This is a genomic window from Pollutimonas bauzanensis (assembly GCF_040393045.1).
GTDB lineage: Bacteria > Pseudomonadota > Gammaproteobacteria > Burkholderiales > Burkholderiaceae_B > Pollutimonas > Pollutimonas bauzanensis_A.
This window is the reverse complement of sequence record NZ_JBEBUX010000020.1, coordinates 1-24,704: the sequence shown is the minus strand read 5'-3', so window position 1 is coordinate 24,704 and position 24,704 is coordinate 1. Positions and strand designations below refer to the sequence as shown.

The 24,704-nt window shown below is 57.4% G+C and carries 23 protein-coding genes; all 23 read left to right on the top strand.

Annotated elements, in window-relative coordinates; translation table 11 throughout:
- The first annotated feature begins 1 nt into the window (after position 1).
- The 23 genes from asnB to ABWO67_RS05000 all read left to right on the top strand — a co-directional run bounded on the left by asnB (position 2) and on the right by ABWO67_RS05000 (position 24,342).
- A complete protein-coding gene (gene asnB, locus ABWO67_RS05110; protein WP_353148463.1) occupies positions 2-1,957 on the top strand; it encodes an asparagine synthase (glutamine-hydrolyzing) in 1,956 nt (651 codons plus the stop codon).
- Complete coding sequence (locus tag ABWO67_RS05105; RefSeq protein ID WP_353148460.1) at positions 1,957-3,099, top strand: glycosyltransferase family 4 protein; 1,143 nt, start codon at positions 1,957-1,959, stop codon at positions 3,097-3,099. Before asnB ends, ABWO67_RS05105 begins: the two co-directional genes overlap by 1 nt.
- A 32-nt stretch (positions 3,100-3,131) precedes the next feature.
- Positions 3,132-4,514 carry a phenylacetate--CoA ligase family protein gene (locus ABWO67_RS05100; protein WP_353148457.1) on the top strand — a complete coding sequence of 461 codons (1,383 nt, stop codon included), beginning with the start codon at positions 3,132-3,134 and terminating at the stop codon, positions 4,512-4,514.
- Positions 4,515-4,519: 5 nt separating this feature from the next.
- Positions 4,520-5,716 (top strand): hypothetical protein, encoded by a 1,197-nt coding sequence (locus ABWO67_RS05095; RefSeq protein ID WP_353148454.1) that lies wholly within the window; start codon positions 4,520-4,522, stop codon positions 5,714-5,716.
- On the top strand, positions 5,713-6,840 hold the full coding sequence (locus ABWO67_RS05090) for a glycosyltransferase family 4 protein (RefSeq protein ID WP_353148451.1): 1,128 nt from the start codon (positions 5,713-5,715) through the stop codon (positions 6,838-6,840). Before ABWO67_RS05095 ends, ABWO67_RS05090 begins: the two co-directional genes overlap by 4 nt.
- Positions 6,837-7,469, top strand: a complete 633-nt coding sequence (locus ABWO67_RS05085; RefSeq protein WP_353148448.1) for a sugar transferase — start codon at positions 6,837-6,839, stop codon at positions 7,467-7,469. Before ABWO67_RS05090 ends, ABWO67_RS05085 begins: the two co-directional genes overlap by 4 nt.
- Positions 7,466-8,125 carry a NeuD/PglB/VioB family sugar acetyltransferase gene (locus tag ABWO67_RS05080; RefSeq protein ID WP_353148445.1) on the top strand — a complete coding sequence of 220 codons (660 nt, stop codon included), beginning with the start codon at positions 7,466-7,468 and terminating at the stop codon, positions 8,123-8,125. Before ABWO67_RS05085 ends, ABWO67_RS05080 begins: the two co-directional genes overlap by 4 nt.
- A gap of 4 nt (positions 8,126-8,129) precedes the next feature.
- Positions 8,130-9,326 (top strand): DegT/DnrJ/EryC1/StrS family aminotransferase, encoded by a 1,197-nt coding sequence (locus ABWO67_RS05075; protein ID WP_353148442.1) that lies wholly within the window; start codon positions 8,130-8,132, stop codon positions 9,324-9,326.
- The gene (locus ABWO67_RS05070) at positions 9,316-11,349 is read left to right on the top strand and encodes a polysaccharide biosynthesis protein (RefSeq protein ID WP_353148440.1); all 2,034 of its coding nucleotides are present in this window, start codon (positions 9,316-9,318) and stop codon (positions 11,347-11,349) included. The genes ABWO67_RS05075 and ABWO67_RS05070 overlap by 11 nt, the downstream gene beginning before the upstream one ends.
- A 78-nt stretch (positions 11,350-11,427) precedes the next feature.
- Positions 11,428-12,315, top strand: coding sequence for a LysR family transcriptional regulator (locus ABWO67_RS05065; protein WP_353148437.1), 888 nt, complete (start codon positions 11,428-11,430; stop codon positions 12,313-12,315).
- A 112-nt stretch (positions 12,316-12,427) separates the two neighbouring features.
- Positions 12,428-13,366, top strand: coding sequence for a hydroxymethylglutaryl-CoA lyase (locus ABWO67_RS05060; protein WP_353148434.1), 939 nt, complete (start codon positions 12,428-12,430; stop codon positions 13,364-13,366).
- A gap of 4 nt (positions 13,367-13,370) precedes the next feature.
- Entirely contained in the window at positions 13,371-14,570 is a 1,200-nt protein-coding gene (locus tag ABWO67_RS05055) for a CaiB/BaiF CoA transferase family protein (protein ID WP_353148431.1), read from the top strand.
- Between the two features lie 35 nt (positions 14,571-14,605).
- Positions 14,606-15,568: a Bug family tripartite tricarboxylate transporter substrate binding protein gene (locus tag ABWO67_RS05050; protein WP_353148429.1), complete on the top strand. Its 963-nt coding sequence runs from the start codon at positions 14,606-14,608 to the stop codon at positions 15,566-15,568.
- A gap of 7 nt (positions 15,569-15,575) precedes the next feature.
- Positions 15,576-16,541, top strand: coding sequence for a 2-hydroxyacid dehydrogenase (locus tag ABWO67_RS05045; protein ID WP_353148426.1), 966 nt, complete (start codon positions 15,576-15,578; stop codon positions 16,539-16,541).
- Positions 16,542-16,580: 39 nt separating this feature from the next.
- Positions 16,581-17,471, top strand: a complete 891-nt coding sequence (locus ABWO67_RS05040; protein WP_353148424.1) for an NAD(P)-dependent oxidoreductase — start codon at positions 16,581-16,583, stop codon at positions 17,469-17,471.
- 266 nt (positions 17,472-17,737) lie between these two features.
- Positions 17,738-18,796, top strand: coding sequence for a methionine ABC transporter ATP-binding protein (locus tag ABWO67_RS05035; protein WP_353148421.1), 1,059 nt, complete (start codon positions 17,738-17,740; stop codon positions 18,794-18,796).
- Positions 18,777-19,430, top strand: coding sequence for a methionine ABC transporter permease (locus ABWO67_RS05030; protein ID WP_353148418.1), 654 nt, complete (start codon positions 18,777-18,779; stop codon positions 19,428-19,430). Before ABWO67_RS05035 ends, ABWO67_RS05030 begins: the two co-directional genes overlap by 20 nt.
- A 47-nt stretch (positions 19,431-19,477) precedes the next feature.
- The gene (locus ABWO67_RS05025) at positions 19,478-20,278 is read left to right on the top strand and encodes a MetQ/NlpA family ABC transporter substrate-binding protein (RefSeq protein WP_353148415.1); all 801 of its coding nucleotides are present in this window, start codon (positions 19,478-19,480) and stop codon (positions 20,276-20,278) included.
- 123 nt (positions 20,279-20,401) lie between these two features.
- Positions 20,402-21,094 (top strand): DUF2946 family protein, encoded by a 693-nt coding sequence (locus ABWO67_RS05020; protein WP_353148412.1) that lies wholly within the window; start codon positions 20,402-20,404, stop codon positions 21,092-21,094.
- Positions 21,095-21,148: 54 nt separating this feature from the next.
- On the top strand, positions 21,149-21,736 hold the full coding sequence (locus ABWO67_RS05015; protein WP_353148409.1) for an NUDIX hydrolase: 588 nt from the start codon (positions 21,149-21,151) through the stop codon (positions 21,734-21,736).
- A gap of 51 nt (positions 21,737-21,787) precedes the next feature.
- Entirely contained in the window at positions 21,788-22,528 is a 741-nt protein-coding gene (aat, locus tag ABWO67_RS05010) for a leucyl/phenylalanyl-tRNA--protein transferase (RefSeq protein WP_353148406.1), read from the top strand.
- 40 nt (positions 22,529-22,568) lie between these two features.
- Positions 22,569-23,297, top strand: coding sequence for an arginyltransferase (locus ABWO67_RS05005; protein ID WP_353148403.1), 729 nt, complete (start codon positions 22,569-22,571; stop codon positions 23,295-23,297).
- Positions 23,298-23,304: 7 nt separating this feature from the next.
- Positions 23,305-24,342, top strand: a complete 1,038-nt coding sequence (locus tag ABWO67_RS05000) for a quinone-dependent dihydroorotate dehydrogenase (protein WP_353148400.1) — start codon at positions 23,305-23,307, stop codon at positions 24,340-24,342.
- Positions 24,343-24,704: the final 362 nt, after the last annotated feature.

The window sequence follows — 24,704 nt, the reverse complement described above, 5'->3', positions numbered from 1 at the left end:
TATGTGCGGCCTGACAGGCTTCTACTCCCCCCACAGCACAAACGAAAGCGATGGCATCGGCTTGAATATGGCCAACGCCATTTCGCATCGGGGGCCTGACGATGCCGGCGTATGGACGGACCAGACGTCGGGCCTGACGCTGGCCCACCGCCGCCTGTCTATCCTGGACCTGTCTCCTGCCGGGCACCAGCCCATGCATTCGGCGTGCAGTCGCTATGTGATTGCCTTCAATGGCGAAATCTACAACCATCTCGAGTTGCGCGAGCGCTTGCATAGCGAAGGCGTCCAACTGGCCTGGCGCGGCCATTCCGATACCGAAACCCTACTGGCCTGCATCGCAGCCTGGGGTACGGAAAAAGCGCTGCAAGCCAGCGTCGGCATGTTTGCCATTGCGCTATGGGACCGGCAATCAAAGCAACTGACGCTGGCACGTGATCGCCTGGGCGAGAAACCGCTCTATTGGGGCTGGCAAAATGACACCCTGCTCTTCGGTTCCGAACTGAAGGCCTTGAAGGCTCATCCTGCGTTCCACGCCACGGTCAATCGCGATGCCATAGCGCTATTGCTGCGCCACGGCTACATCAGCGCGCCGCACAGCATTTATCAAGGCATCAACAAACTGTGCGCGGGGCATTACATCAGCATCCCCCTGGGAGATCCCCGCCTTGCCCGCACGGCCAGATCGACCGCCTATTGGAGAATGAACGACACTATCCATGCCGGCCTGAATGATCCCTTCCAGGGTACGGTCACCGCAGCCACCGACGCACTGGAACAGCAGCTAAGCACGAGCATAGGCGCCCAGATGCTGTCTGACGTGCCGCTGGGCGCGTTCTTGAGCGGCGGCATAGACAGCAGCACCATCGTCGCCCTGATGCAAGCCCAGAGCTCGCGGCCAGTGCGCACTTTTACAATAGGTTTCGACGATGCGCGCTATAACGAAGCGCAGCATGCCAAAGTTATCGCCAAACATCTGGGCACTGACCATACCGAGTTGTACGTACAGCCCGAAGATGCATTGGCGGTGATTCCGCGGCTTCCGGAAATCTATGACGAGCCATTCGCCGACAGTTCGCAGATACCCACTTTCCTTGTCTGCCAACTGGCCAGGCAACACGTTACCGTCTCACTAAGCGGCGATGCCGGCGATGAACTGTTCGGCGGCTACAACACGTATCAGTTCGCTCCCGCCCTATGGCGCAAGATCAGCCGGCTGCCGGCACCGCTACGCAGCATCGCCGCAGCCGCCATGGCAAAGCTGCCCGCGTCGTCGTGGGACTCGGTACTCAAAGCGCTTGGCCCCCTCATGCCTGATCGAGCCAAGCGCTCGCTCAGTGGCGAGAAGATCCATAAGGCGGCCGGGCTGTTGTCTTCCGACAGCCGGGAATCCTTCTACCACCGGCTCAGCAGCCACTGGGAACATCCCGAGCACATTGCGATTGGCTCCCGGGAACCTGCCAGCCTGTTCAATACGCCGCATGACTGGCCCCATACCGACAGTTTCGAACACTGGATGATGGCGGTAGGAACTCAGTCGTACATGGTCGATGACATCTTGCCCAAAGTCGACCGCGCCGCCATGGCAAACAGCCTGGAGGTCAGGATCCCGATGCTGGACCACCGCGTCATCGAACTGGCATGGCGCATGCCGCTTGATCTTAAGCTGCGCGATGGCAAAGGAAAATGGCTGCTGCGCGAAGTACTGTACCGGCATGTTCCTCGCGAACTGATCGAGCGCCCTAAGAAAGGCTTCTCGATACCCTTGGCCGCCTGGCTGCGCGGACCATTGCGCGACTGGGCCGAAGCATTGCTGGACGAACACCGCTTGCGCCGGGAAGGTTTTTTCTACCCGGCTCCGGTTCGCCAGGCATGGCGCCTGCACCTGGAAGGAAAACAGGATTTTTCGGCACGGCTATGGAGTCTGCTGATGTTCCAGGCATGGCTGGAAACACAATAATGACGATACAGCACCCCACCAAAATCACTCATGTCATCGTGGGCCTGGACGTGGGTGGCGCAGAACGTTTCCTGTTCCGCCTCGTCGACGCCCACAAGAACAATCCGAATTTCGAACACCGGGTCATCTCGCTGACCACAAAAGGCGTCCTGGGTCCCGGGCTCGAACAAATGGACGTACCGGTGACTGCGCTGGGTATGCGCAGCATTGCCGATACACCCAAAGTGTATTTCCGCCTGGTCGACGCCTTGCGCGCGAATAAGCCGGATGTCCTGCAATGCTGGATGTATTACGCAGACTTGCTGGGTGGACTGGCCGGCCGGCGACTAGGCATGAAAACCATATTGTGGGGCATCCGGAATTCCCATTTTGAATCGGGTGGCACGCGCCTGAAACGGCTGATCCGCAAAGTATGCGCATGGCTGTCTCATCTGCTGCCGAGCAGTATCGTCTGCGTTGCCGAGTCGGCGCGAACGGTGCATGCCGATGCCGGGTATGACAGCACACGCATGCAAGTCATTCACAACGGTTATGACCCGCAAGCTTTCCAATACTCCGACACGGCCAGGCAAGCATTGCGCCGTGCGCTGAATCTGCCCGACGACGCGATCGTCGTCGGTTCTGTCGGCAGGTATAGCGCCGCGAAGGACCATGCGAGCTTTGTGCGCGCAGCGGCCGTAGCCGGCCGCGAAGAACGCAATGCGTATTTCCTGCTGGTAGGCCGCGACCTGACGGCGGCCAACGAAACGTTGGTGCAACTGATCGCCGCAACGGGATTTCCCGAACGCTTCCTCTTGCTTGGTGAGCGAGCCGACATAGCCGCCTGCATGAGCGCCATGGACGTGTTCTGCCTGCACTCCCTGACCGAGGGCTTCCCCAACGTTCTGGGCGAGGCCATGTGCGTGGGTCTGCCTTGCGTTACGACGGATGTAGGCGATGCCAGCGTGCTGCTGGGCACAACCGGACTGGTCGTTCAAAAAAACTCCGTACCCGAGCTGGCCAGCGGCCTGTTGCGCATGCTGCGCACACCCGGATCTGACCGGGAAAAACTAGGCGCGCGCGCCAGACAGCGCATCGAAGAAAACTTCACTCTGGCGCATGCCGTGGACAAATTCGAAATGCTTTACCGCCCGCAGGCTTAACGGCTGCTTGTCAACCTGTTTATTGGTGAAAAATGGCTTTAAAAGATTTCATACTCAAGTACGCGCCGATCGTCGGCCAGAACATAGGCATCAGCCTCTACAACACTTTTTTGTACAAGCAGCGCCACAAAGGTCATTACAAGGCTTACGGCGATTACTACCGACGCTTCGAGAACGCCAGCGAGCAAGAGATCGCGCATGAAGCGCAGAACCGGCTCGACGAATTCCTGCAGTCAACCACGCAGAACTCACCCTGGTATCGAAAGCATCGGGGCAAGCCCTTGCACGAGTTTCCCATTTTGGAAAAAGCACAGTTGCTGGCGCACATGGACACAATCCGGACTATCGAAGAGAAAGAGGGAATAGTGAGCCTCACCGGCGGTACGACCGGCGCATCGATGAAGGTCATCTATGCACACAAGGACATGCAGGAACGCTTTGCGCTGAAGGACCACTTCCGGGCCCGCTACGGTTACCGCTTGGGCAAGAAAGTTGCCTGGTTCAGCGGCAAGAGCCTGGTGCGCCCCCAGGACTTGGAAAACGGCAATGTATTCCGCGACGACTACATCAACAAGATCCGCTTCTTTTCCACTTTTCATATCAGCCAGCAGAACTTCGACGCCTATTGGCGTGCCTTCTGCAGTTTCAAGCCGGAATATATCGTAGGTTTCCCGTCCAGCGTCTATGACCTGTGCACTATGGCGCAAGAGCGTAACCTCAAGTATGACGGCAAGGTCACGGCGTTCTTTCCCACGGCGGAAACGGTATTGCCGCAATACCGCTCGGTCATTTCGGAGGTATTCGGCTGCCAGGTCGTTGACCAGTACGCGGCCTCGGAAGGTGCGCCATTCATATTGGAATGCCCTCACGGATCGCTGCATATTCATCCCCTGACAGGCGTATTCGAGGTCGTCGACGAGAACATGCAGCCCGCGGATGAAGGCGAAATCCTGGTCACCTCTTTCACGACCCACGGCACGCCCCTGGTACGCTATCGCATCGGCGACCGAATCAAGCTTGCACCAGAATCTTTCCGCTGCGCATGCGGATCCAGCTTTCCGGTGGTCGAATACATTGACGGCAGAACATCCGATTTCATCTGGTCGCCGGAAAATGGCAAAGTCAACCTGGGCAACATCAGCAACTGCACCAAGGATGTTGACGGCATCATCTGCTTTCAAGTCATGCAGAAAGAAGCGCATGCCGTTCACATTGCCGTGGTCGCCAATGCGCGGTTCACGCGCGACCAGCAGCAGAATTTCATTGATGCGATGACTTTGCGGCTAGGGACCTCGGTGACGGTCCAGCTTGATCTGGTCGACGAAATACCACGCGAACCCAGCGGGAAATTCCGGCTGGTCAAGAACATGCTGACATCCGACCTGATGCAATCAGCATCGATGCAAAGAAGCTGAGCCGGATGTCCCTGATCGATTCGCCTATCCAGCTCGCCAGCACATTGCTGGTATATCTGGCCGGCCTGTTCATTTCCCTGTCAGTGGGCAAGCGCCTGGGTACACCGGTGCGGCGAACTTTCCTGCTTTATGTCTGGCACTCCCTGTTTTGTGTCGTCTATACGATGTACGCCATCAGCAATGGCGCCGATGCCCTGGTGTACTACCTGAAGGCGTCCAACGGCGAATTCATGCTGTCGGTTGGTACCGGTGCCGTAGTCAGTATCGCCACACTTTTCGTCACCGGCCTGAACCTGTCATTCCTGGGTGCGTGCATCCTGTTCAACATCTTCGGCACCATAGGCCTGCTGGCATTCGATGCCAGTTTGCGCGCGGCGATCGCTGACAAGTCGCGGCTCATGCGCCACTTCGCCACACTGATCGTCTTCCTGCCGTCCATCAGTTTCTGGACGGCGGCGCTGGGCAAGGATTCGCTTGCGTTCATGGCTGCAGGCCTGGCGCTCTGGTGCGCCTTGGACATGAGGCGCAGGACGCTAATCATGGCGTGCGCAATAGGCATCATGCTGCTGGTGCGCCCGCATATAGCCGGGACCATGCTTATCGCACTGACCGGCTCTCTTGTGATGCAACGAAAGATACCTTTGCCGCGACGTTTGATACTTGGCGGCGTGGCGCTCGCGGCGACGGCCGCCATGGTCCCGTTTGCATTGAACTATGCCGGGGTCGGTGAAGGAGCCGGCACCGATGAACTGATGAGTTATGTAGAGCAGCGCCAATCCGTCAATACACAAGGCGGCAGCAGCATTGACATAGCCTCCATGAGCCTGCCCTTGCAGTTGTACAGCTATCTCTTCAGGCCCTTGCCTTTCGAAGCCACGAGCGTCTTTGCCCTGGCCGCCTCGCTCGACAATGTGGTCCTGCTGTTCCTCTTCATCGCCGGTGGCATAAAGATTGCAAAACGGGGCAAATACACAGTCGAGAGCAATCGCGCCTTCTTATGGCTGTATTCGTTGCTGACCTGGGTCATCCTGGCCATGACCACGGCCAACCTGGGAATTTCGGTAAGGCAGAAATGGATGTTCGCGCCCATGCTGATCTTCCTGTTCATCTCCTTATTGGGCAAACCGCGACGCCAGTCCCGCCTACGCCAGGCCATTCCCCCACCACCCCTTGTTATTACGGCAAAAGTGTCCGAATCATGAAATTCTTGTTGATAGCGGGCTTCCCCGACTCCTTATTGCAGTTTCGCGGCGCTCTGATCGAAGCGCTGCAAGCCGCGGATCTGGAAGTGCATGTCGCCGCGCCGGATCTCCCGGAGGGCGATGCCATGCGCCAACGCCTGGAAGCGAAAGGCTTGATCATTCACGACATCCCGCTGCATCGCACAGGCATGAGTCCCGTCGCAGACCTGAAATGCACGCTGCATCTATGGCGGCTGATGCGGGCCGTAAAACCGGACTTCGTCATGGGCTACACCATCAAACCGGTCATTTATGGATCGCTGGCCGGATGGCTGGCCCGCGTGCCGCACAGGTTTGCCCTGGTGACCGGTCTCGGGTATGCATTTCAGGGCCAGCAGAGCGACGGCAAAGCCCGACGCCTGCTGCGTTCCCTGGTGCAGGGACTTTACTCCCTGGGTCTGCGCAGGACCGAAAAGGTATTTTTTCAGAACCCGGACGATGAAGCCTTGTTCAGGACGTTCAGCATACTGCCGCCCGCCACGCCCTCTTGCGTGGTCAACGGCTCCGGCGTGAACGTGGCCGAGTATCACCCAACGGCTCTGCCGGCCGCCCCCCATTTTCTCTTGATTGCGCGGCTGCTGGGCGACAAGGGCGTCCGTGAGTACGCTCAGGCCGCTGCGCAAATCCGCGCCCGGCGGCCTGACGTCCTGTTCAGCCTGGTGGGATGGATAGATGAAAATCCCGACGCCATCAAACAGGCAGAGCTTGACGCCTGGACAGGACAAAGAACATTGAACTACCTGGGGCGCCTCGCAGACGTGCGGCCCGCCATTGCGGCATGCAGCGTCTATGTCCTGCCCTCTTATCGCGAGGGCACGCCACGCACGGTGCTCGAAGCAATGGCCATGGGCCGGGCAGTCATCACGACAGACGCGCCAGGCTGCCGCGAAACGGTTATGGACGGCGTCAACGGTTGGCTGGTACCGGTCAGGTCGGCCGATGCTCTGGCAACTGCCATGCAGCGATTCCTGGATGAACCGGAACTTGCCGCGCGCATGGGAACCCGGTCGCGCGACATTGCAGAAACCAAGTATGACGTGCACAAAGTCAACGCAGTGATGTTGCACGAAATGGGTATCCAATGATTAAGCGCCTGCTCGATATAACGCTGTCTGCTTCCGCCCTGGTGCTGCTTGCCCCGGTAATGGGCGTCGTAGCCTGGCAGATCTCGCGAAAGCTGGGATCGCCTGTGCTGTTTCGCCAGACTCGCCCGGGGCTCGGCGGCCGCCCCTTTGAAATGATCAAGTTTCGCTCCATGCTCGACGCCGTCGATGCCAGCGGACAGCCATTGCCGGACAGTCAGCGCCTGACGCCATTTGGCAGCCTGCTGCGTTCCACCAGCCTTGATGAGCTGCCCGAACTATGGAATGTACTCAAAGGCGATATGAGTCTGGTCGGGCCGCGCCCGCTCCTCATGGAATACCTGCCGCTGTACAGCGCGCAACAATACCGGCGGCATGAAGTGCGCCCGGGAGTCACCGGATGGGCGCAGATCAATGGCCGCAATGCCTTGAGCTGGGAAGACAAGTTCAGGCTGGACGTTTGGTACATAGAACATCAATCACTGTCGCTCGACATAAAGATCCTCTTCATGACATTGAAAAAAGTAGTCGTTCGCGACGGCATCAGTGCCCAAGGCGAAGCAACCACTTCCCGATTCACCGGATCAACGCTTTCAGAAACGAAAACCGAAACAACAAGGCGCAAAGCATGAACACTCCCTTGTATGCCGTATACGGCGCCAGCGGCTGCGGCCGCGGCATCATGCCTCTGGCAAAGGCCCAACTCGACGAACTGGGCATTCGAACAGAACGGCTCGTGTTTATTGACGATAACCCGGCAGCACGCCTGATCAATGGACACCGAGTGCTGACCTACGACGAATTCCTCGCAACCGAGGCCGATATCCGCTATGCGATCATCGCTATTGCAAACGGAAACGTGCGCGAAGCTCTGGCCCGTCGCTGTGCCACCGACGGCGTCCAGTCATGGAGCGTGCGCGCAGCCAATGTCATCACCATGGACGACGTCACTGTGGGAGAAGGCTCTGCACTCAGCCCCTTCGTGACCCTGACCTCGAACATCCGGATTGGCAAGCATTTCCACGCCAATCTTTACAGCTATGTCGAACACGACTGCATCATCGGCGACTTTGTCACCTTCGCCCCCGGCGTCAAATGCAACGGCAACATTCATATCCATGACCATGCCTATATAGGCGCCGACGCCGTGATTAAACAGGGCACGCCCGACCATCCTCTGATCATCGGTCGCGGCGCGGTCGTCGGGATGGGAGCCGTCGTGACACGCAGTGTCCCGCCCGGCGCCACAGTCGTAGGCAATCCAGCCACTCATCTTATAAGGAAGTAAGAACATGCTGAATACCTCCTTCGCTCCATGGCCATCTTTCACTGAGGAAGAAGCCAATGCTGTACGCGACATCATCCTGTCAAACAAAGTGAACTACTGGACCGGCCAGGAATGCCGACAGTTCGAACAGGAATTCGCGAAGTGGACCGGCTGCGAACATGCTGTCGCTGTGAGTAACGGTACGCTTGCCCTGGACGTGGCGCTCAAGGCGCTGAATATAGGCCCCGGAGACGAGGTCGTCGTCACGCCGCGCACCTTCCTGGCCTCGGTGTCCTGCATTATCAATACCGGTGCAACGCCTGTTTTCGCCGACGTCGACCGCGACTCGCAGAACATCACGGCACAGTCGATACAGGCCGTCCTGACTCCACGTACCCGCGCCATCATTTGCGTTCATCTGGCGGGCTGGCCCTGCGACATGGACCCGATCATGGCGCTCGCCAATGAGCAAGGCATCTACGTCATCGAAGACTGCGCACAGGCCCATGGTGCGCTTTACAAGGGCAGACCTGTCGGATCCATCGGGCATATCGGCGCCTGGTCTTTCTGCCAGGACAAAATCATGAGCACCGGTGGCGAAGGCGGCATGGCGACGACCCGTGACCGTGCTCTCTGGTCAAAGATGTGGTCCTACAAGGACCACGGAAAAAGCTGGGAAGCCGTTTTCGAGCAAGATCATCCCCCGGGCTTTCGCTGGCTGCATGAAAGCTTCGGCACCAACTGGCGCATGCTGGAAACCCAGGCCGTCATCGGGCGCATTCAGTTGCGCCGTATGCAGGATTGGCAATCCCAACGCCTGAATAATGCACAACGTATCTGGGACACCGCCTCCCGGCTTCCTGGGTTGCGCGTACCTGTTCCGCAGGACGGCATCCGTCATGCTGCCTATAAATGCTATGTCTTCGTAGAACCGGCGCAGCTTAGGTCCGACTGGAGTCGGGACCGCATACAAAATGAAATCACCGCTTTGGGCGTGCCTTGCTATACAGGGTCATGCTCCGAGGTGTATCTGGAAAAGGCCTTCGACAATACCGGCTGGCGCCCGGCCCAGCGTCTACCGGTCGCCCGCGATCTGGGTGAAACGGCCTTGATGTTCCTGGTGCACCCCACCCTGACCGAGTCCGAAATCAATACAACATGCCTTGCCCTTGAGCAAGTCATGAGCCAGGCCGCCGCAACGGGTGAAAGCGATGCTCGCTGAACTGAAACGGCATATCCCGAACTTGCGCGAGCGTATGCTGGCCTTGTCCCGCGACCAGAAGTGCTTGCTGCAAATTCTCGCAGACACCCTTCTGATCTGGATGGCGCTGTGGCTGGCGTTTTTCATACGGCTTGATGATGCGTCCAAGATAGAGCCTATGCGCGGACATGCCTGGCTTTTCGTGCTGGCACCCGTGCTTGCCATACCCTTGTTCGCACGGTTTGGTCTTTACCGCGCCGTCATGCGTTATTTCGGTAATCAGGCTTTCACCACCATCGTCAAAGCCGTTACTGCGGCGAGCGCCCTGCTTGCGCTAGGCATCTATGTTTATGGCAAGCCCCCAGCCCTTATTCCACGATCCATCGTCATCATTTATTGGATGCTATGCCTAATGTTTGTCGGCGGATTGCGCATCGTCATGAGGCAGTATTTCAGCAGCGACCGCATCAGCCTGCGAACGCGGCCATCCGGCCGTCGCGACGGCAAGAGAAAGGATGCGCGTCCCCTTGTCATTATTTACGGCGCAGGCGCGGCCGGGAATCAGCTGCTGCTTGCCCTGCGTATCGGACGCGAGATGATTCCCGTGGCCTTCATCGACGACAATCCTGAACTGAGCGGGCGCATCATGGCCGGACTGACTGTCCATCCATCCAGCGACTTGGGCCAGCTGCTGGAGGACACTGACGCGGATGAGGTCTTGCTGGCGATTCCATCCGCATCGCGTATGCGGCGCAATGAAATCATCAACATGTTGGCGTCCTATCCCGTTTATGTGCGAACCATCCCCGGCTTCATGGACCTGGCCAGCGGTCGAGTTCAGGTGGAAGCACTGCGCGAAGTAGATATCGACGACTTGCTGGGCCGCGATCCGGTACAACCCCGACCCGACCTGTTCGAGCGCTGCATCAAGGATCAGGTGGTGATGGTTACGGGGGCAGGCGGGTCGATAGGTTCGGAGCTATGCCGCCAGATTGTGCGCAGCAGCCCCCAAGTCTTGATCCTGTACGAACACTCGGAATTCGGCCTCTACAGCATACATATCGAACTGGAAACGCACTTGCGCAATTCAGGGCGCACACTTCGCATCATTCCCATTCTGGGATCAGTGCGCAATCAGGGCCGCCTGTTCGATGTGATGAGCTCCTGGAAAGTCAACACCGTCTACCACGCCGCGGCCTACAAACATGTACCCATGGTGGAACGCAATATTGCCGAAGGGATCGTCAACAATACCTTCGGCACCCTCTATGCGGCGCAAGCAGCTTTGCGGGCGGGAGTGCAAAACTTCGTACTGATTTCGACAGATAAGGCGGTGCGTCCTACCAACATTATGGGAAGCACCAAGCGGCTGGCCGAACTGGTATTGCAGGCACTTTCCAGCGAGTCCATGCCGTTTCTTTACGATCGTAACGGTGAAACCGCCGAGAACAAAACACGCTTTACGATGGTGCGCTTCGGCAATGTCCTGGGCTCTTCAGGATCAGTGATCCCTCTGTTTCGCGAGCAAATCCGCAAGGGCGGTCCGGTAACGGTGACCCACCCGGACATCACGCGCTATTTCATGACCATACCGGAAGCGGCGCAGTTAGTGATCCAGGCCGGAGCCATGGGTTCCGGCGGAGATGTGTTCGTGCTGGACATGGGCGAACCGGTGAAGATCGCGCAATTGGCTGAAAAAATGGTGCAGTTATCCGGCCTGAGCGTGCGCTCGGCCCGGAATCTGGATGGAGATATAGCAATCGAGTTTACGGGGCTGCGTCCCGGCGAAAAGCTGTACGAGGAATTGCTGATCGGCGACAACGTGACGAAGACCGAGCACCCGATGATTATGCGGGCGCAAGAGAAGCAGTTAGCATGGGGTGTATTGAAGTTATCGCTTACCGAGCTGTCGACGGCGATCAAGAACGACAATTACACTGAGGTAAGAGAGCTGTTTTTTCGGCTGGTGGATGGGTATAAGCCAGAGGGCGGCATTGTGGATCTTATTCACGAGCGGCGCAGGCAGCCTTCGAAGATCCACTGACGGGATAGTTGGCGCTTAAGTAAGGTACGTTGTATAACCTAGAGCTTGCCAGCCGCAGTATCCCTCACGAGACCTTGCATGCCCTATCGGTTTGACCTGTATACGCTACAGCTTTTTATCGCTGTGATCGAAGAAGGTAGTATTGCCGCCGCCGCGCAGCGTGAACATATTGCGGCCTCAGCGCTGAGCAAACGGCTATCGGAATTAGAGCGGATGCTGGGCACGGATCTGTTCATCAGGCGCGCACGGGGCGTCGAGGCAACGAAGGCCGCCCAGGCGCTGGCTCGCGGAGCGCGTAATCTCTTGCACCATGCCGATGACTTGTCCAGCGAGTTGAGCGGATATTCCCAGGGAACGCTTGGCCATGTCCGGCTCGCAGCCAATCTTTCGTCCATTGCACAGTTCTTGCCGCGAGAACTGCAAGCCTTCCTTACACAATACCCTGGCGTGACAGTCGACTTAAGCGAAATGGTAAGCACTGAAGTCACTCGCTCTGTAGCAGAAAACGCCGCGGACATCGGCATTTATAGCCAAGCAGATGACCAATATGGGCTGACTACCTTCCCCTACCACAAGGATCGCATGGTTCTGGTAACCCCGTGCGATCATCCCCTTGCGTCAAGAAAGTCCGTTGCCTTTATCGACACGCTGGCCTACGACCATGTCGGCATGCATCGCGGCAGCGCTGCCAACATTCTCTTGGCGCGGGAAGCCATCGCGGCAGACCGCCCCCTCAAGCTCAAATTTCAAGTGACGTCATACGACGCACTTATTTCGATGGTGGACGCCGGATTGGGCGTCGGCATTATGCCCGTCAAAGCCACCGATCTGTATGTTTGCAGCGGGATACGGACTGTGCCGCTCACTGATACCTGGGCTTCCCGACAGCTCAAGCTTTGTGTTCGTCCGGGGGAAGCCTTATCGGCCGCAGCGCAAAGCCTGCTTAATCATTTAATCCAGAAGTAAACCATCGCGAAACGCGATGCCTCCATGAATAAATGTTGCTTGTTGCGATGCATCCGGGTCGATACGATATGGCCTATACGCTTGAAGCGGCAACAGATTCACGGAGAAGGAAATGAGCATACCAGTCAGCGTCGAAGTCATTGAAGTCGGCATGCGTGACGGGCTACAGATGGAGTCCGAGTTCGTTGACACAGCCACCAAAGTTGAGCTGATCAACGGGCTGATGGCCGCGGGAGTGCGACACATTGAGGCCACCTCCTTCGTTTCCCCCCGGGCAGTGCCGCAACTGGCGGACGCCGCCGAAGTCCTGGCTGACGCCAATCGCCCAGCGGGTTCGCGGTTCGCAGTGCTCGCGCCTAACTTAAAGGGTGTAGAGCGCGCCATCGCCGCCAAGGCCGATGAAATCGTGGTGTTTCTATCAGCCAGCGAAAGCCACAACCAGAAAAACCTGAATCGCTCGATCGACCGCTCTCTGGAGGATATCTCCGCCATCGCGCAACATGTCGAAGGCGTAGATATCAAAAAGAAAGGTGCTATCGCCTGTGCATTCGGCTGCCCTTTCGAGGGCGATGTTGAACTCGATACGCTCAAGCGCATTGTCGGCCACTTCCACTCGCTCGGCTTCCGGGCGCTCACTCTGGGTGATACGACCGGTATGGCAACACCCATGCTGGTCACCCGCACAGTTTCAGCACTGCGCGATGCGTTCCCGGACATGAAACTCACGCTGCACTTTCACAATACCCGTGGCATTGGATTGGTCAACGTTGTAGCCGGCCTGAACGCCGGTATTGACAGTTATGAGTCGTCAATAGGCGGGCTGGGGGGATGTCCCTTCGCGCCCGGCGCCAGCGGCAACATCTGCACGGAAGATCTTGTCTATCTACTGAACGAAATGGGCATACACACTGGCATCGATCTCGATAAGCTCATTGGTGTGGCCAATCATATGGAATCGGTTTTGGGCCGAACCCTGCCGGGGCAGGTGATGAAAGCCGGTCCGCGGCTACGGCTGCACGGCTACGAAGACGCCGCCTGCGCAATGGGTTGATGCCATGCCACTTTCCGGAATCCGCATACTTGATCTGACCCGAATTATTTCGGGCCCTTATTGCACGGCCTTGCTGGCCGACCTTGGCGCAGAGGTGCTGAAGATCGAATCGCCTGAATCGGGCGACCCCGTACGCGAACAAGGTGTTATTCGCGAAGGAATCAGTTGGTATTTCGCCAACTACAACCGCAACAAAAAATCGCTCGGGATCGACTTGTACAGCCAGGACGGCAAAGCCTTGCTCGCCCGTCTTATCTCTGCCAGCGATGTCGTCGTTGAAAACTACCGGCCTGGCGTCATGGAAAAAATGGGCTTTGGGCCCGAACGCCTCAAGGCGCTTCGTCCCGACATTATCCATTGCAGCATCAACGGGTTCGGAGACACAGGTCCCTATCGCGACCGCCCCGCTTTCGATTTCGTTGCACAGGCAATGAGCGGCTTTATGAGCCTGAATGGCGCTGAGAACGAACCGCCCCTGCGGGCAGGCCCGCCTATCAGCGATCTGATCGCCGGCTTGCATGGCGCGCTCGGCATTACGGCCGCCCTGTTGCGGCGCGGGCGGACCGGGCGCGGCGATGCCGTCAGTGTCAGCCTGCTCAGCAGCATGGTAAGCATGCTGAGCTTTCATGCGTCGAACTTCCTCGCCAGCGGCGTCGTGCCGCCCCGCAGCGGCAATGACCATGGCATCGCAGCACCTTATGGTCTGTTCCAGACTAGCGACGGCCAAGTCGCCATTGCTCCCAGCAATGAAGGCGTCTATCGCAAGTTGCTCGACGCGACCGGCCTGTCCCATATTGGCGAGCGTGCAGAGTTCAGCACCAATGCGCTACGCATGGAGCGTCGACAGGAGATCAAGGATATTATCGAGGCGCGCACGCGCGAACATTCAAGCGAGTACTGGATACAACGTCTGAATGACTTCGGCGTACCTTGCGGGCCAGTGCTTGGCCTTGCCGATGTTTTCGACGATCCGCAGGTCAAGGATCAGGAAATGGCGATTACAGTCAACCACCCTGGCCATGGCGACGTCAGCATGCTGGGTTTTCCAATCAAGTTTACCGAAGCCCCCAGTTCGTGCCGGCTTCCTGCGCCAGAGCTGGGCGCCGACACCGAAAGCGTTCTGATGTCCATAGGAGTCACTGCTGCCGAAATCGAGCACTTGCAAGAAACCGGCACTATTTCAACCCGTTGTACCCAAGCCTGAAAACAGGCCATAACAGAAACCAGGAGACAAAAACAATGACTCGGAAACTTCTACTCGCTTTGATGTCTCTGGCGTTAGCGTCGCCAGCCATGGCGCAGACCTATCCCGTTAGTCCAATCAGCATCATCGTTCCCTTCACGCCTGGCGGCGGCACCGACAGCATGACGCGACTGATCAGCAACCACCTGTCGGAACAAACCGGCTGGAATGTCATTGCAGAAAACCGGGCAGGCGCCGGCGGCACGATTGGCCTTGCCACCGCGGCACGGGCGACTCCTGACGGCTATCGTCTTGTGATGGGCCAGGTTGATAACCTGGCCGTTGCGCCATGGCTGTATCCAAATCTGTCATATGACTCGGTGAAGGACTTCGCGCCTATCGTGAATGTCGCCGGCACCTCAGTCATTATCGTGACACGCGCTGATTCACCCTACAAAACGCTGGACGACGTGATCAAGGCGGCCAAGGCGAACCCAAAGAGTATTGACTATGCATCCCCGGGCGCGGGCACCATCACCCACCTTGCAGCCGTGCTGTTCCAGGAGAAAGCCGGTATTACCTTACAGCATGTTCCCTATAAAGGTTCGGCGCCCGCTATGGCCGATCTGCTAGGGGGCCAAGTTCCCGTTCTGTTTACGTCGGTCCCCTCCGCGTTCGCGCAGTTGAATGCGGGCACCATCAGAGCGCTGGCTGTCACGTCGAGCAAACGCAGCAGCATACTGCCCGACGTACCGACCATCGCCGAACTGGGTTACGAAGGCTTCGACGTTACAGTGTGGTACGGGCTTCTTGCGCCGGCCGGAACGCCGAACGACATCGTACAAAAGATCAATACTGAAATGAACAAAGTGCTGTCATCCGAAGGGTTGGAGAAAGCCATGAACGCTCAAGGCGCTGAGCCCCTGGGCGGCACCTCCGCCGAATTCGCGCAGACCATCGCCCGCGACCACAAAAAGTGGGGCCCTATCGTCGACGCCTCCGACGCCAAGACCAAGTAATCTGATCATGCATAACTACTCCCGCGTCTATGTTGCTTGTCGGTTCCCACCCGAAGTGCTGGAGCTGTTCGTCCAGCGATTCGGCGCCAGCTATAACGATACGGGTCGAGTCCTGACCTCGGCAGAGCTCGTCGCTAACGCGCAAGGCATGGATGCAATCATTATTACCGCAACAGATCGCATCGACAAAAACGTTGTGGCCCAGTTGCCTTCCTCGGTCAAAGCGATCTGCACCTATTCCGTGGGTACAGATCACATAGACCTGGAAGCCTTGCGTGAGCAAGGTATTGCAGTACTCAGCACGCCTGATGTACTTAATGAGTCATGTGCCGACGCGGCATTGCTGCTGATGCTGGGCGCCGCAAGACGCGTCATCGAGGGCGCTGCTCTCATTCGCGAGGGCACCTGGACTGGCTGGAGCCCACAACAATTGATTGGCCACGATGTCTGGGGCAAAAGGCTGGGCATACTCGGCATGGGCCGTATCGGTCGGGCGATCGCCACACGGGCGCGCGGCTTCAACATGCAGATTCATTATCACAACCGCAGTCGCCTGGCGGCCGATATCGAGACTGGCGCCCGTTACCATGACAGCCTTGAAGCGCTCGCTACACACAGCGACTTCCTTTGCATCGCATGCCCGGCAAGTCAATCCACGCGAGGCATCGTCAATGCCAACATAATTAGTCGCCTGCCTGCCCACGCCATCGTATGCAATATCTCGCGCGGCGACATTGTCCAGGACGAAGACCTGATCCAGGCGCTTCAAAGTGGCGCCATCGCCGCCGCCGGTCTCGATGTGTTTGCCGGCGAACCAGACATCCACCCGGCTTATCGTACGATGCCTAATGTTTTCGGTTTGCCCCACATTGGCAGCAGCACGCTGGACACACGGATTGCCATGGGCGAAATCCTGTGCACAGGCCTGGAAGCCTTGTCGGCAGGCGCCAAGCCCATTAATCAGGTGTGCTGAATCGCGGCAAACACAGAAACAGTTCAAGCAAGGAGCAATATGAAAAAAATTGGAATGATAGGGATAGGCTTGATGGGGCACGGGATTGCCACGAATGTCCGAAAGGCGGGCTATCCGCTGGGCATACTGGAACACCCCGGAAACCAGCCTCTCGATAGCCTGATTGCACAAGGGGTAACAACATACCAAAGCCCCCGGGCACTCGCCGCGGATTCAGAAGTCATCATCCTGTGTGTCACGGGCTCGCCCCAAGTGGAAGCGGTTCTCTTCGAGCCGGATGGCGTGCTTGAAGGGCTTAAGGAAGGAACGGTGGTCATTGACTGCTCGACCGCAATACCTTCCTCGACGGTTAGGATTGCCCAACAAATCGTCGACAAAGGGGGACGATTCCTGGATTCGCCCATGACGCGGACGCCAAAAGAAGCCGCCGAAGGTCGATTAAACCTGCTGGTTGGCAGTGATCGCGCACTATTCGACGAAATGCTGCCTCTTTTGCGCAGTTTTGCCGAAAACGTCACGCACGCGGGCCCGGTGGGCTCGGGCCATCGTATGAAGCTCCTGCATAACTACGTCTCGTTGGGACAAGTGGCGCTTATCAGCGAAGCAGCAGCATGTGCAGCCAAAGCCGACATAGATCCCGCAGTGCTGGTAGAAGTGCTCGCCAAAGGCGGCGGCGGCGGAGCAGCCCTCGATAGGCTTAAGCCGTTTCTTCTCGATCAAGACCCGACCGCGTTGCGCTTCACGCTTTCTAACGCGAATAAAGACTTGGGCTATTACACGCTGATGGCTAAAGACGGCGAAGCCGCACACGAAATAGCCGACGCTGTAGCCACGACCTTCGAACGTTTTGCAGCGCTCGCACCAAACCGCTATGTATCCGAGCTCGCCTCTCTTCTAAATAATATCGAGTCAGATCAGCAGCTTAAATGAAAAAGCCGATATCGCGATAAACTACTGGCTCGGACAGTTCATCAGCCCCATGGCTTGCGCCCTGGGGCTTTGTTGTTTCGGTGCCTGACGCCAAGCCCTCAGGCCCTGTCGCGTTCGCGCTTCTATATACCTAAAAGCTATAACAACCTTCCAATAAGTTACTTCTCGTTTGTAAACACTCCTTCTACAATCTTTTAATTAATACAGCATCTACGGCAGCAGGCCCGTTGCTTGAGAACGGCTTGCTGCTTTTTTGTTCCCCATCCATGATAGAAATACAAGCAGTTTCCCAGCGTTTCAACGGACCATCCGGGCCTGTGGACGCGATACGCGACGTCAGCATATCGATACGCAAGGGCGAGGTCTTCGGCATTATCGGGCGCAGCGGCGCCGGCAAAAGTACGCTGGTGCGAACCCTGAATCTGCTGAACCGCCCTACTTCCGGCCAAATCATCCTGGACGGCCAGGACATGACATCGCTGAATCCCGAGGGTCTCCGACAGGCGCGACGCCACATCGGCATGATTTTCCAGCATTTCAACCTGCTGTCGTCCAGAACGGTATACGGTAATGTTGCCCTGCCGCTAGAACTGGCCGGCGTCAGCAAAGCCGATATCGACCGCAAGGTTCGTCAACTGCTTGAACTGGTCGACCTGACCGCGCTGGCCGATCGCTATCCCGCGCAAATCAGCGGCGGTCAGAAACAGCGCGTCGGTATCGCCCGCGCACTGGCAAATGACCCCAAGGTGCTGCTGTCGGACGAGGCCACCTCGGCGCTGGACCCGGAAACCACCAAGTCCATCCTTGAGCTTCTGAAGAAAATCAATCGGGAACTGGGGCTGACCATCGTGCTCATCACGCACCAGATGGAAGTGATCAAGCTGATCTGCGACCGCATGGCGGTCATGGAAGCAGGCGAACTGATTGAACACGGTTCCGTGCTGGACGTGTTCCGTGCGCCGCAGCATCCAGTGACGCGCGCCATGATAGGCGACGTTATTTCGCAAGACCTGCCAAAAGGAGTCTTGCAGCGCGTACGCGCACGGCTGGCGCAAACTAGCGAAGGCAAGGGGCGTGACCACCTGCTGCGCCTGGCCTTCACCGGATCAGAGGTGGAAGAACCCTTGCTTTCCGAAGTCGTGCGCCGGTTTGGCGTGGACTTCAATATCTTGCATGGCCAAATAGACGAGATCCAGGGGCAGGCCTTCGGCTCGCTGGCGATCCTGGCCACAGGCAATCTAGACGAAATAGAAAATGCGAAAACATTCATGCGTTCGCGCGGCGTAACGGTAGAGGAGCTGAATCATGTCACAGCAGATGATTGATCTATTCATCAAATCATTTCTTGAAACCTTGCTGATGGTGGGCGTATCGGGGGTCGTGGGCGCGCTGGTCGGCGTGCCGCTGGGCATCTTGCTGCACCTGACAGACCGCAACGGCGTGCTGCCCGCGCTAAGCCTGAACCGCACAGTAGGCATCCTGGTAAATGCAGTACGCTCCACACCATTTATTATCCTGCTGGTCGCCATTATTCCGCTTACCCGCTTCTTTGTCGGCACATCCATCGGTACTGCGGCGGCCATCGTTCCGCTGACCATTGCCGCCGCGCCGTTCGTTGCGCGGCTGGTGGAAACCGCATTGCGCGAAGTCGATCGCGGCCTGGTTGAAGCCGCGCAAGCGATGGGCGCCACCACATGGCAAATTGTCTATAAAGTGCTGGTCCCTGAAGCTTTTCCAGGCATCGTTGCTGGCCTGACCATCACCTTGGTGAGCCTGGTGGGCTATTCGGCAATGGCCGGAGCGGTCGGCGGCGGTGGCCTGGGCGACCTGGGCATCCGTTATGGCTACCAGCGGTTTCTACCCGAAGTCATGCTGCTGGTCGTATTGATTTTGATCGTTTTTGTTCAACTGGTGCAAACATTGGGTGATGCACTGGTGCGCCGTTTAAGCCATCGCTAGCCGCAATCCGGCCCATGCGAATTTAATGTATTTTTCAAAGGAAAAAAATGAAGCGTCGTCAGCTACTGCAGTTTGCCGCCGGACTGGGCGTGATCGCCAGCCTTGCCGCAAGCCCGGCCATGGCCCAGGACACCGTCTATAAAATCGGTGTAACAGGCGGCCCCCATGCCCAGATCATGGAGTTCGTCAAAGGCGTGGCAGCTAAAGACGGTTTGAAGATAGAGGTCGTTGAATTCAGCGATTACGTGCAGCCAAACGCCGCGCTGGCTGCCGGCGACCTGGCCGCCAACAGCTATCAGCATCAACCCTACCTGGATGCTCAAATCAAGGATCGCGGCTACAAGCTGACGAGCGTGGGCTACACAATTACCTTCCCCATGGGCATTTATTCCAAGAAAGTCAAAAGCCTGGCTGAACTGTCCAACGGAGCCCGCGTTGGCGTTCCGAACGACCCCACCAATGGCGGCCGAGCCCTGCTGTTGCTGCAATCGCAAGGCTTGCTGAAGTTGAGTGCCGATGCAGGCTTGAAAGCTACTCCATTGGATATCGTTGAAAATCCGAAGAAACTGAATATCGTCGAACTGGATGCGGCACAACTGCCCCGCTCGTTGTCAGACTTGGATGCTGCTGCCGTCAATGGCAATTATGCCGCTTCGGCAGGCCTGAATCCGGTTACCGACGCCATTGCCATTGAAGACGCGAAAGGGCCTTATGCCAACATTATCGCCGTGCGCACAGAAGACAAAGACCAACCCTGGGTCGCGCAGTTGCTGAAAGCCTATCACTCATCCGCCACCAAGGAATTCGTCACCTCCACGTTCAAGGATTCCGTCATTACCGCCTGGTAATAGTTATTCCGCCGGCGCGTATTTCTTGCGAGCCCCATCATTGGATACGCTCCGATGGTGGGGCTTTTGCCTGCGCTCCGTAGTACTATCGTTGAACAATCAACCACTCAGGCAACATTGATCATGGACGCAAACGTACTCGCCGCCATGGCACGCTGGCCGGATGTGCCCGATGTGTACGGCTGGCTTTCCTTAACCGAGAACGGTCAATGGCGCTTGCACCCGCGCGGCGATGCCTGGCCTTCAGACGCTCAAGGCTGGGACGCAGCAGTAACGGCGGACGACGGCAGCTTGGCTAGCGGCGCCGACACTGCGGGGGAATCTATTACCAGCCCTCAGATACTGCAATTCATCAATCGCAATTACGCCAACGACGAGCTTGGCCAATGGTTTTTTCAGAACGGGCCGCAGAAGGTCTATGTGCGCCTCGATGCAGCGCCGTACATCCTGCAAACCACAAACGACAATGCCGACGATACGCTTTGCCTGCGCACCCATAATGGCCTGGATATCAAAAGCATAACCGGGTGGATGCTGGACGAGACGGGCAAACTGTATGCGCAAACTGAACATGGACCTGGGTTAGTGGCGGGACGAGACTTGGCAAGCGTACTCAATGGCATTCATACACCGGAGGGCATCGCCATCCTTGATGTGCTCGAACAGACGCCCCTTCTGGACGGCGCAATCGCCGTCCAGGCGCAAAATCTGCCATCGACGGTGTTATTCAAGGCATGCACTGCAAAAGCAGTACCGCAAGCGCTGGGATTCGTGCGCTATCCAAGGGCATTGCCTGCCAGCCAGCCCAACCCATAAAAATAGAATGTGCGGACTGACTCACGATCCCCGCGCTTTGAGTAGAATCACGCCATGACCTTGCAAGCTCCCGACTTTTACTTCCCTGCTCCGCGTACGCAAAAATTCTGCAGCCAATGCGGTACGCTTCTTAGCCGGCATATTCCACCAGACGACAACCGACTGCGCGATGTTTGCAATAGTTGCGGCGCGGTTCACTATCAAAATCCACGGAATGTGGTGGGCGTGCTTCCCATATGGGAAGACAAGATCCTGCTATGTCGCAGGGCCATTGAGCCCCGCTATGACAAATGGACCCTGCCCGCCGGGTTTATGGAGCTGGGCGAAACAACGGCGCAAGGCGCCATGCGCGAAACACAGGAAGAAGCCGGTGCCCAGATCGAACTTGGCCGGCTATATACCGTGATCGATGTTCCGCATGCGGAACAGGTGCATTTTTTCTATTTGGCCAAAGTCCTCAGCGACGAACTGTATCCTGGCCCGGAAAGCCTCGATGCCGCGTTCTTCAAAGCTGAAGACATTCCCTGGTCAGAACTGGCTTTCCGCACGGTTGTCACGACACTGGAGCATTACCTGGCCGACCTCGAGACAGGTGTGTTTCCTATTCATCACTATGACATCCCATTGCCTCCACCCAAATAGTGACGGGATCGGGGTGCAACAGGCTATGTTGCGGCCAGGGCAACAACCATCATGACACGCCTTATCTGGCTGGACGACGCCACGCCTTTACCGCATCCCGATAACGCGCACCCGGAAGGTCTGCTGGCGGCCGGCGGCGGATTGTCTGTCGAACGCCTGACCGAAGCTTACAGCAAGGGGATATTCCCCTGGTTCAACGAAGGGGAACCCGTACTGTGGTGGAGCCCCGATCCCCGCATGGTCCTGACCTGCGCCAACTTCCGAGTGTCGCATTCCCTGGGCAAAAAATTGCGCCAAGTGGGACGCGACGAATGCTCGGCCAACGCCAGGATACGCATTACCACCGACACCGCTTTTGCGCAGGTCATTGCCGCCTGCGCAGACCCGCGCGCGCAGCAGCCAGGGACCTGGATTTCACCCGCCATACAGTCTGCCTATCTGGCCTGGCACCATGCAGGCGTTGCGCATAGCATCGAAACATGGATGGACGGGCAGCTTGTAGGGGGTGTATACGGCGTCAATCTGGGTGGGTTTTTTTTCGGCGAATCCATGTTCAGCCGCGCCAGCGATGCCAGCAAGCTGGCATTGGCCTACCTGGTTCGATTCCTGACCGCCCGCGGCATACATCATATTGACTGCCAACAGCAGACCGGCCACCTGGCCAGCCTGGGTGCACAGCCCATGAGCCGCGCGTCTTTTCTGAACATGTTGGCGCTTGCGCTCGAAGAAAAAAAACCGGTATGGGCGCGCGGGCAAATACTGCAGTCGGGCGAACTTGCACCTATGGGATGAATGACGCCATAATGACTGCATAGCATCACCGAGTCCAGTCATGAGCCATCCGACCGAGCTAACCTTCAAGACCTTGCAGTTTTACTCCACGGCCATTTATCCGTGCAGTTACTTGCCAGGCCTCGATGCACGATCACAGGTGGCGGCCCCCACCCACCTTATCGATGCACCCACCTATTCCAGCCTGGTAGAACAAGGCTTTCGCCGCAGCGGTCTGTTTACTTACCGCCCCCATTGCGATAACTGCCGGGCTTGCCTGCCGATACGGGTAGACACGCAGCGCTTCGTCCCAAACCGAACCCAGCGCAAAACATTAAAACGGCACGGCAATCTGCAAGTGTGTATCATGCCGCTGCAATGGGAAGCCGATCATTTCGACCTCTACGACCGCTATCAACGGGGTAGGCACCCAGGCGCAGGCATGGATGAAGACAGCCAGACACAATATAAGCAATTCCTGCTGACCAGCCGGGTCGACTCCCGCCTGGTCGAGTTCCGCTTGCCGTCGGGCGAGCTGCAAATGGTATCGGTCATTGATGTACTGGAAACAGGTCTGTCATCGGTATATACCTTCTACGATCCGGATGCGGCAGGCAGCCTTGGCGCTTACGGGATATTGTGGCAACTAGCGCAATGCCGCAGCATGAATTTGCCATGGCTATATCTTGGCTACTGGATACAGGAAAGCCGTAAAATGGCATACAAATCCCAATATACCCCGTGCCAGATCCTGCAAGATGGCGTCTGGACTGAACTGGCCATCCCCTAATTCCATCATGTCATTTTTATTCAATACCTATCCCCTGGCCCGTTCCGCCCTGTTTTCACTAGATGCCGAAGCCGCCCACGAATTAACGCTGACATCTTTGCAAAAGGCTTACGACTGCAGCCTGACTCGCAGGCTGATGACTTCACAACCAGAAAAGCCATGCTCTCTAATGGGTCTGTCTTTTCGCAATCCGGTCGGACTGGCCGCTGGGCTGGACAAGAACGGCGCGCACATCGATGCGCTGGGGCAATTGGGCTTCGGCTTTGTGGAAGTCGGCACTGTGACTCCAAAGCCCCAACCCGGAAACCCCAAGCCGCGCATGTTTCGGTTACCCCGCGCCGATGCCCTGATCAACCGGCTGGGCTTTAACAACCAGGGGCTGGATACCTTTATTGCCAACGTGCAAAGCAGTCAGTGGCGCAGCCATGGCGGTATTCTAGGGCTGAATATTGGCAAGAATGCAGCCACGCCCATCGAGCATGCCGTTGACGATTACTTGCTGGGCCTGGAAGGCGTGTATCCCCATGCCGACTATGTCACCGTCAATATTTCATCGCCCAACACCCAGAACCTGCGCGCCTTGCAAGGCCACGACGAGCTTGCCGCCTTGCTATTGCCCTTGCAGGAAAAACGCAAAGCACTCGCCGACCGTCATGGCCGCAATGTACCCATGGTGGTAAAAATCGCACCAGACTTGTCCACCGAGCAAATCGACATCATTGCCGATCTATTGCCCCGCTACGGCGTGGACGGCGTCATCGCCACCAACACCACCCTGTCCCGCGAGGCGGTACAAGGGCTGCCGCACGCCAATGAAGCCGGCGGTTTGTCGGGGCCTCCCGTACATGAACTGTCGCTGAAGGTCATTGCCCGCCTGCGGCAGCAGCTGGGTGAATCGTTTGCCATCATTGGTGTGGGTGGCGTGCTTTCGGGCAAACAGGCACGCGAAAAAATATCGGCCGGCGCCAATGCCATACAGCTATATACCGGGCTAATTTACCGCGGCCCAGCGCTAATAGCGGAATGCGTAAATGCCATGAAATAAATCGAACAAACCGGAGTGGGTTTCACCGCATGTAATCCACTTTCACTGTGTGTGGTCGCGCCTTCATACGTGCCTACGCGCGCGGCAGCCAGAGCGCTCTTGATTGCTTGTTCTGGTGGGATTGACGCCATGCGCCCCTTCTTGTATGGTGATTTCACTAGCCGTAGGACTTGCGGGCGAAAGCCTCCCCCTTCGGCCAGAAGATAGTTTAAAAAGGCTCACTTCGGTGGGCCTTTTTATTTCCTGACGGAAAGATTTTAATCACACAACAAGAATTGGTGGTGGCGAGCACCGATAAAGTGAGATCAAAAAGCCCGGCCCCGAAAAATTTCTTCTTCGGGGCCGGGCTTTTTGCATGCTGA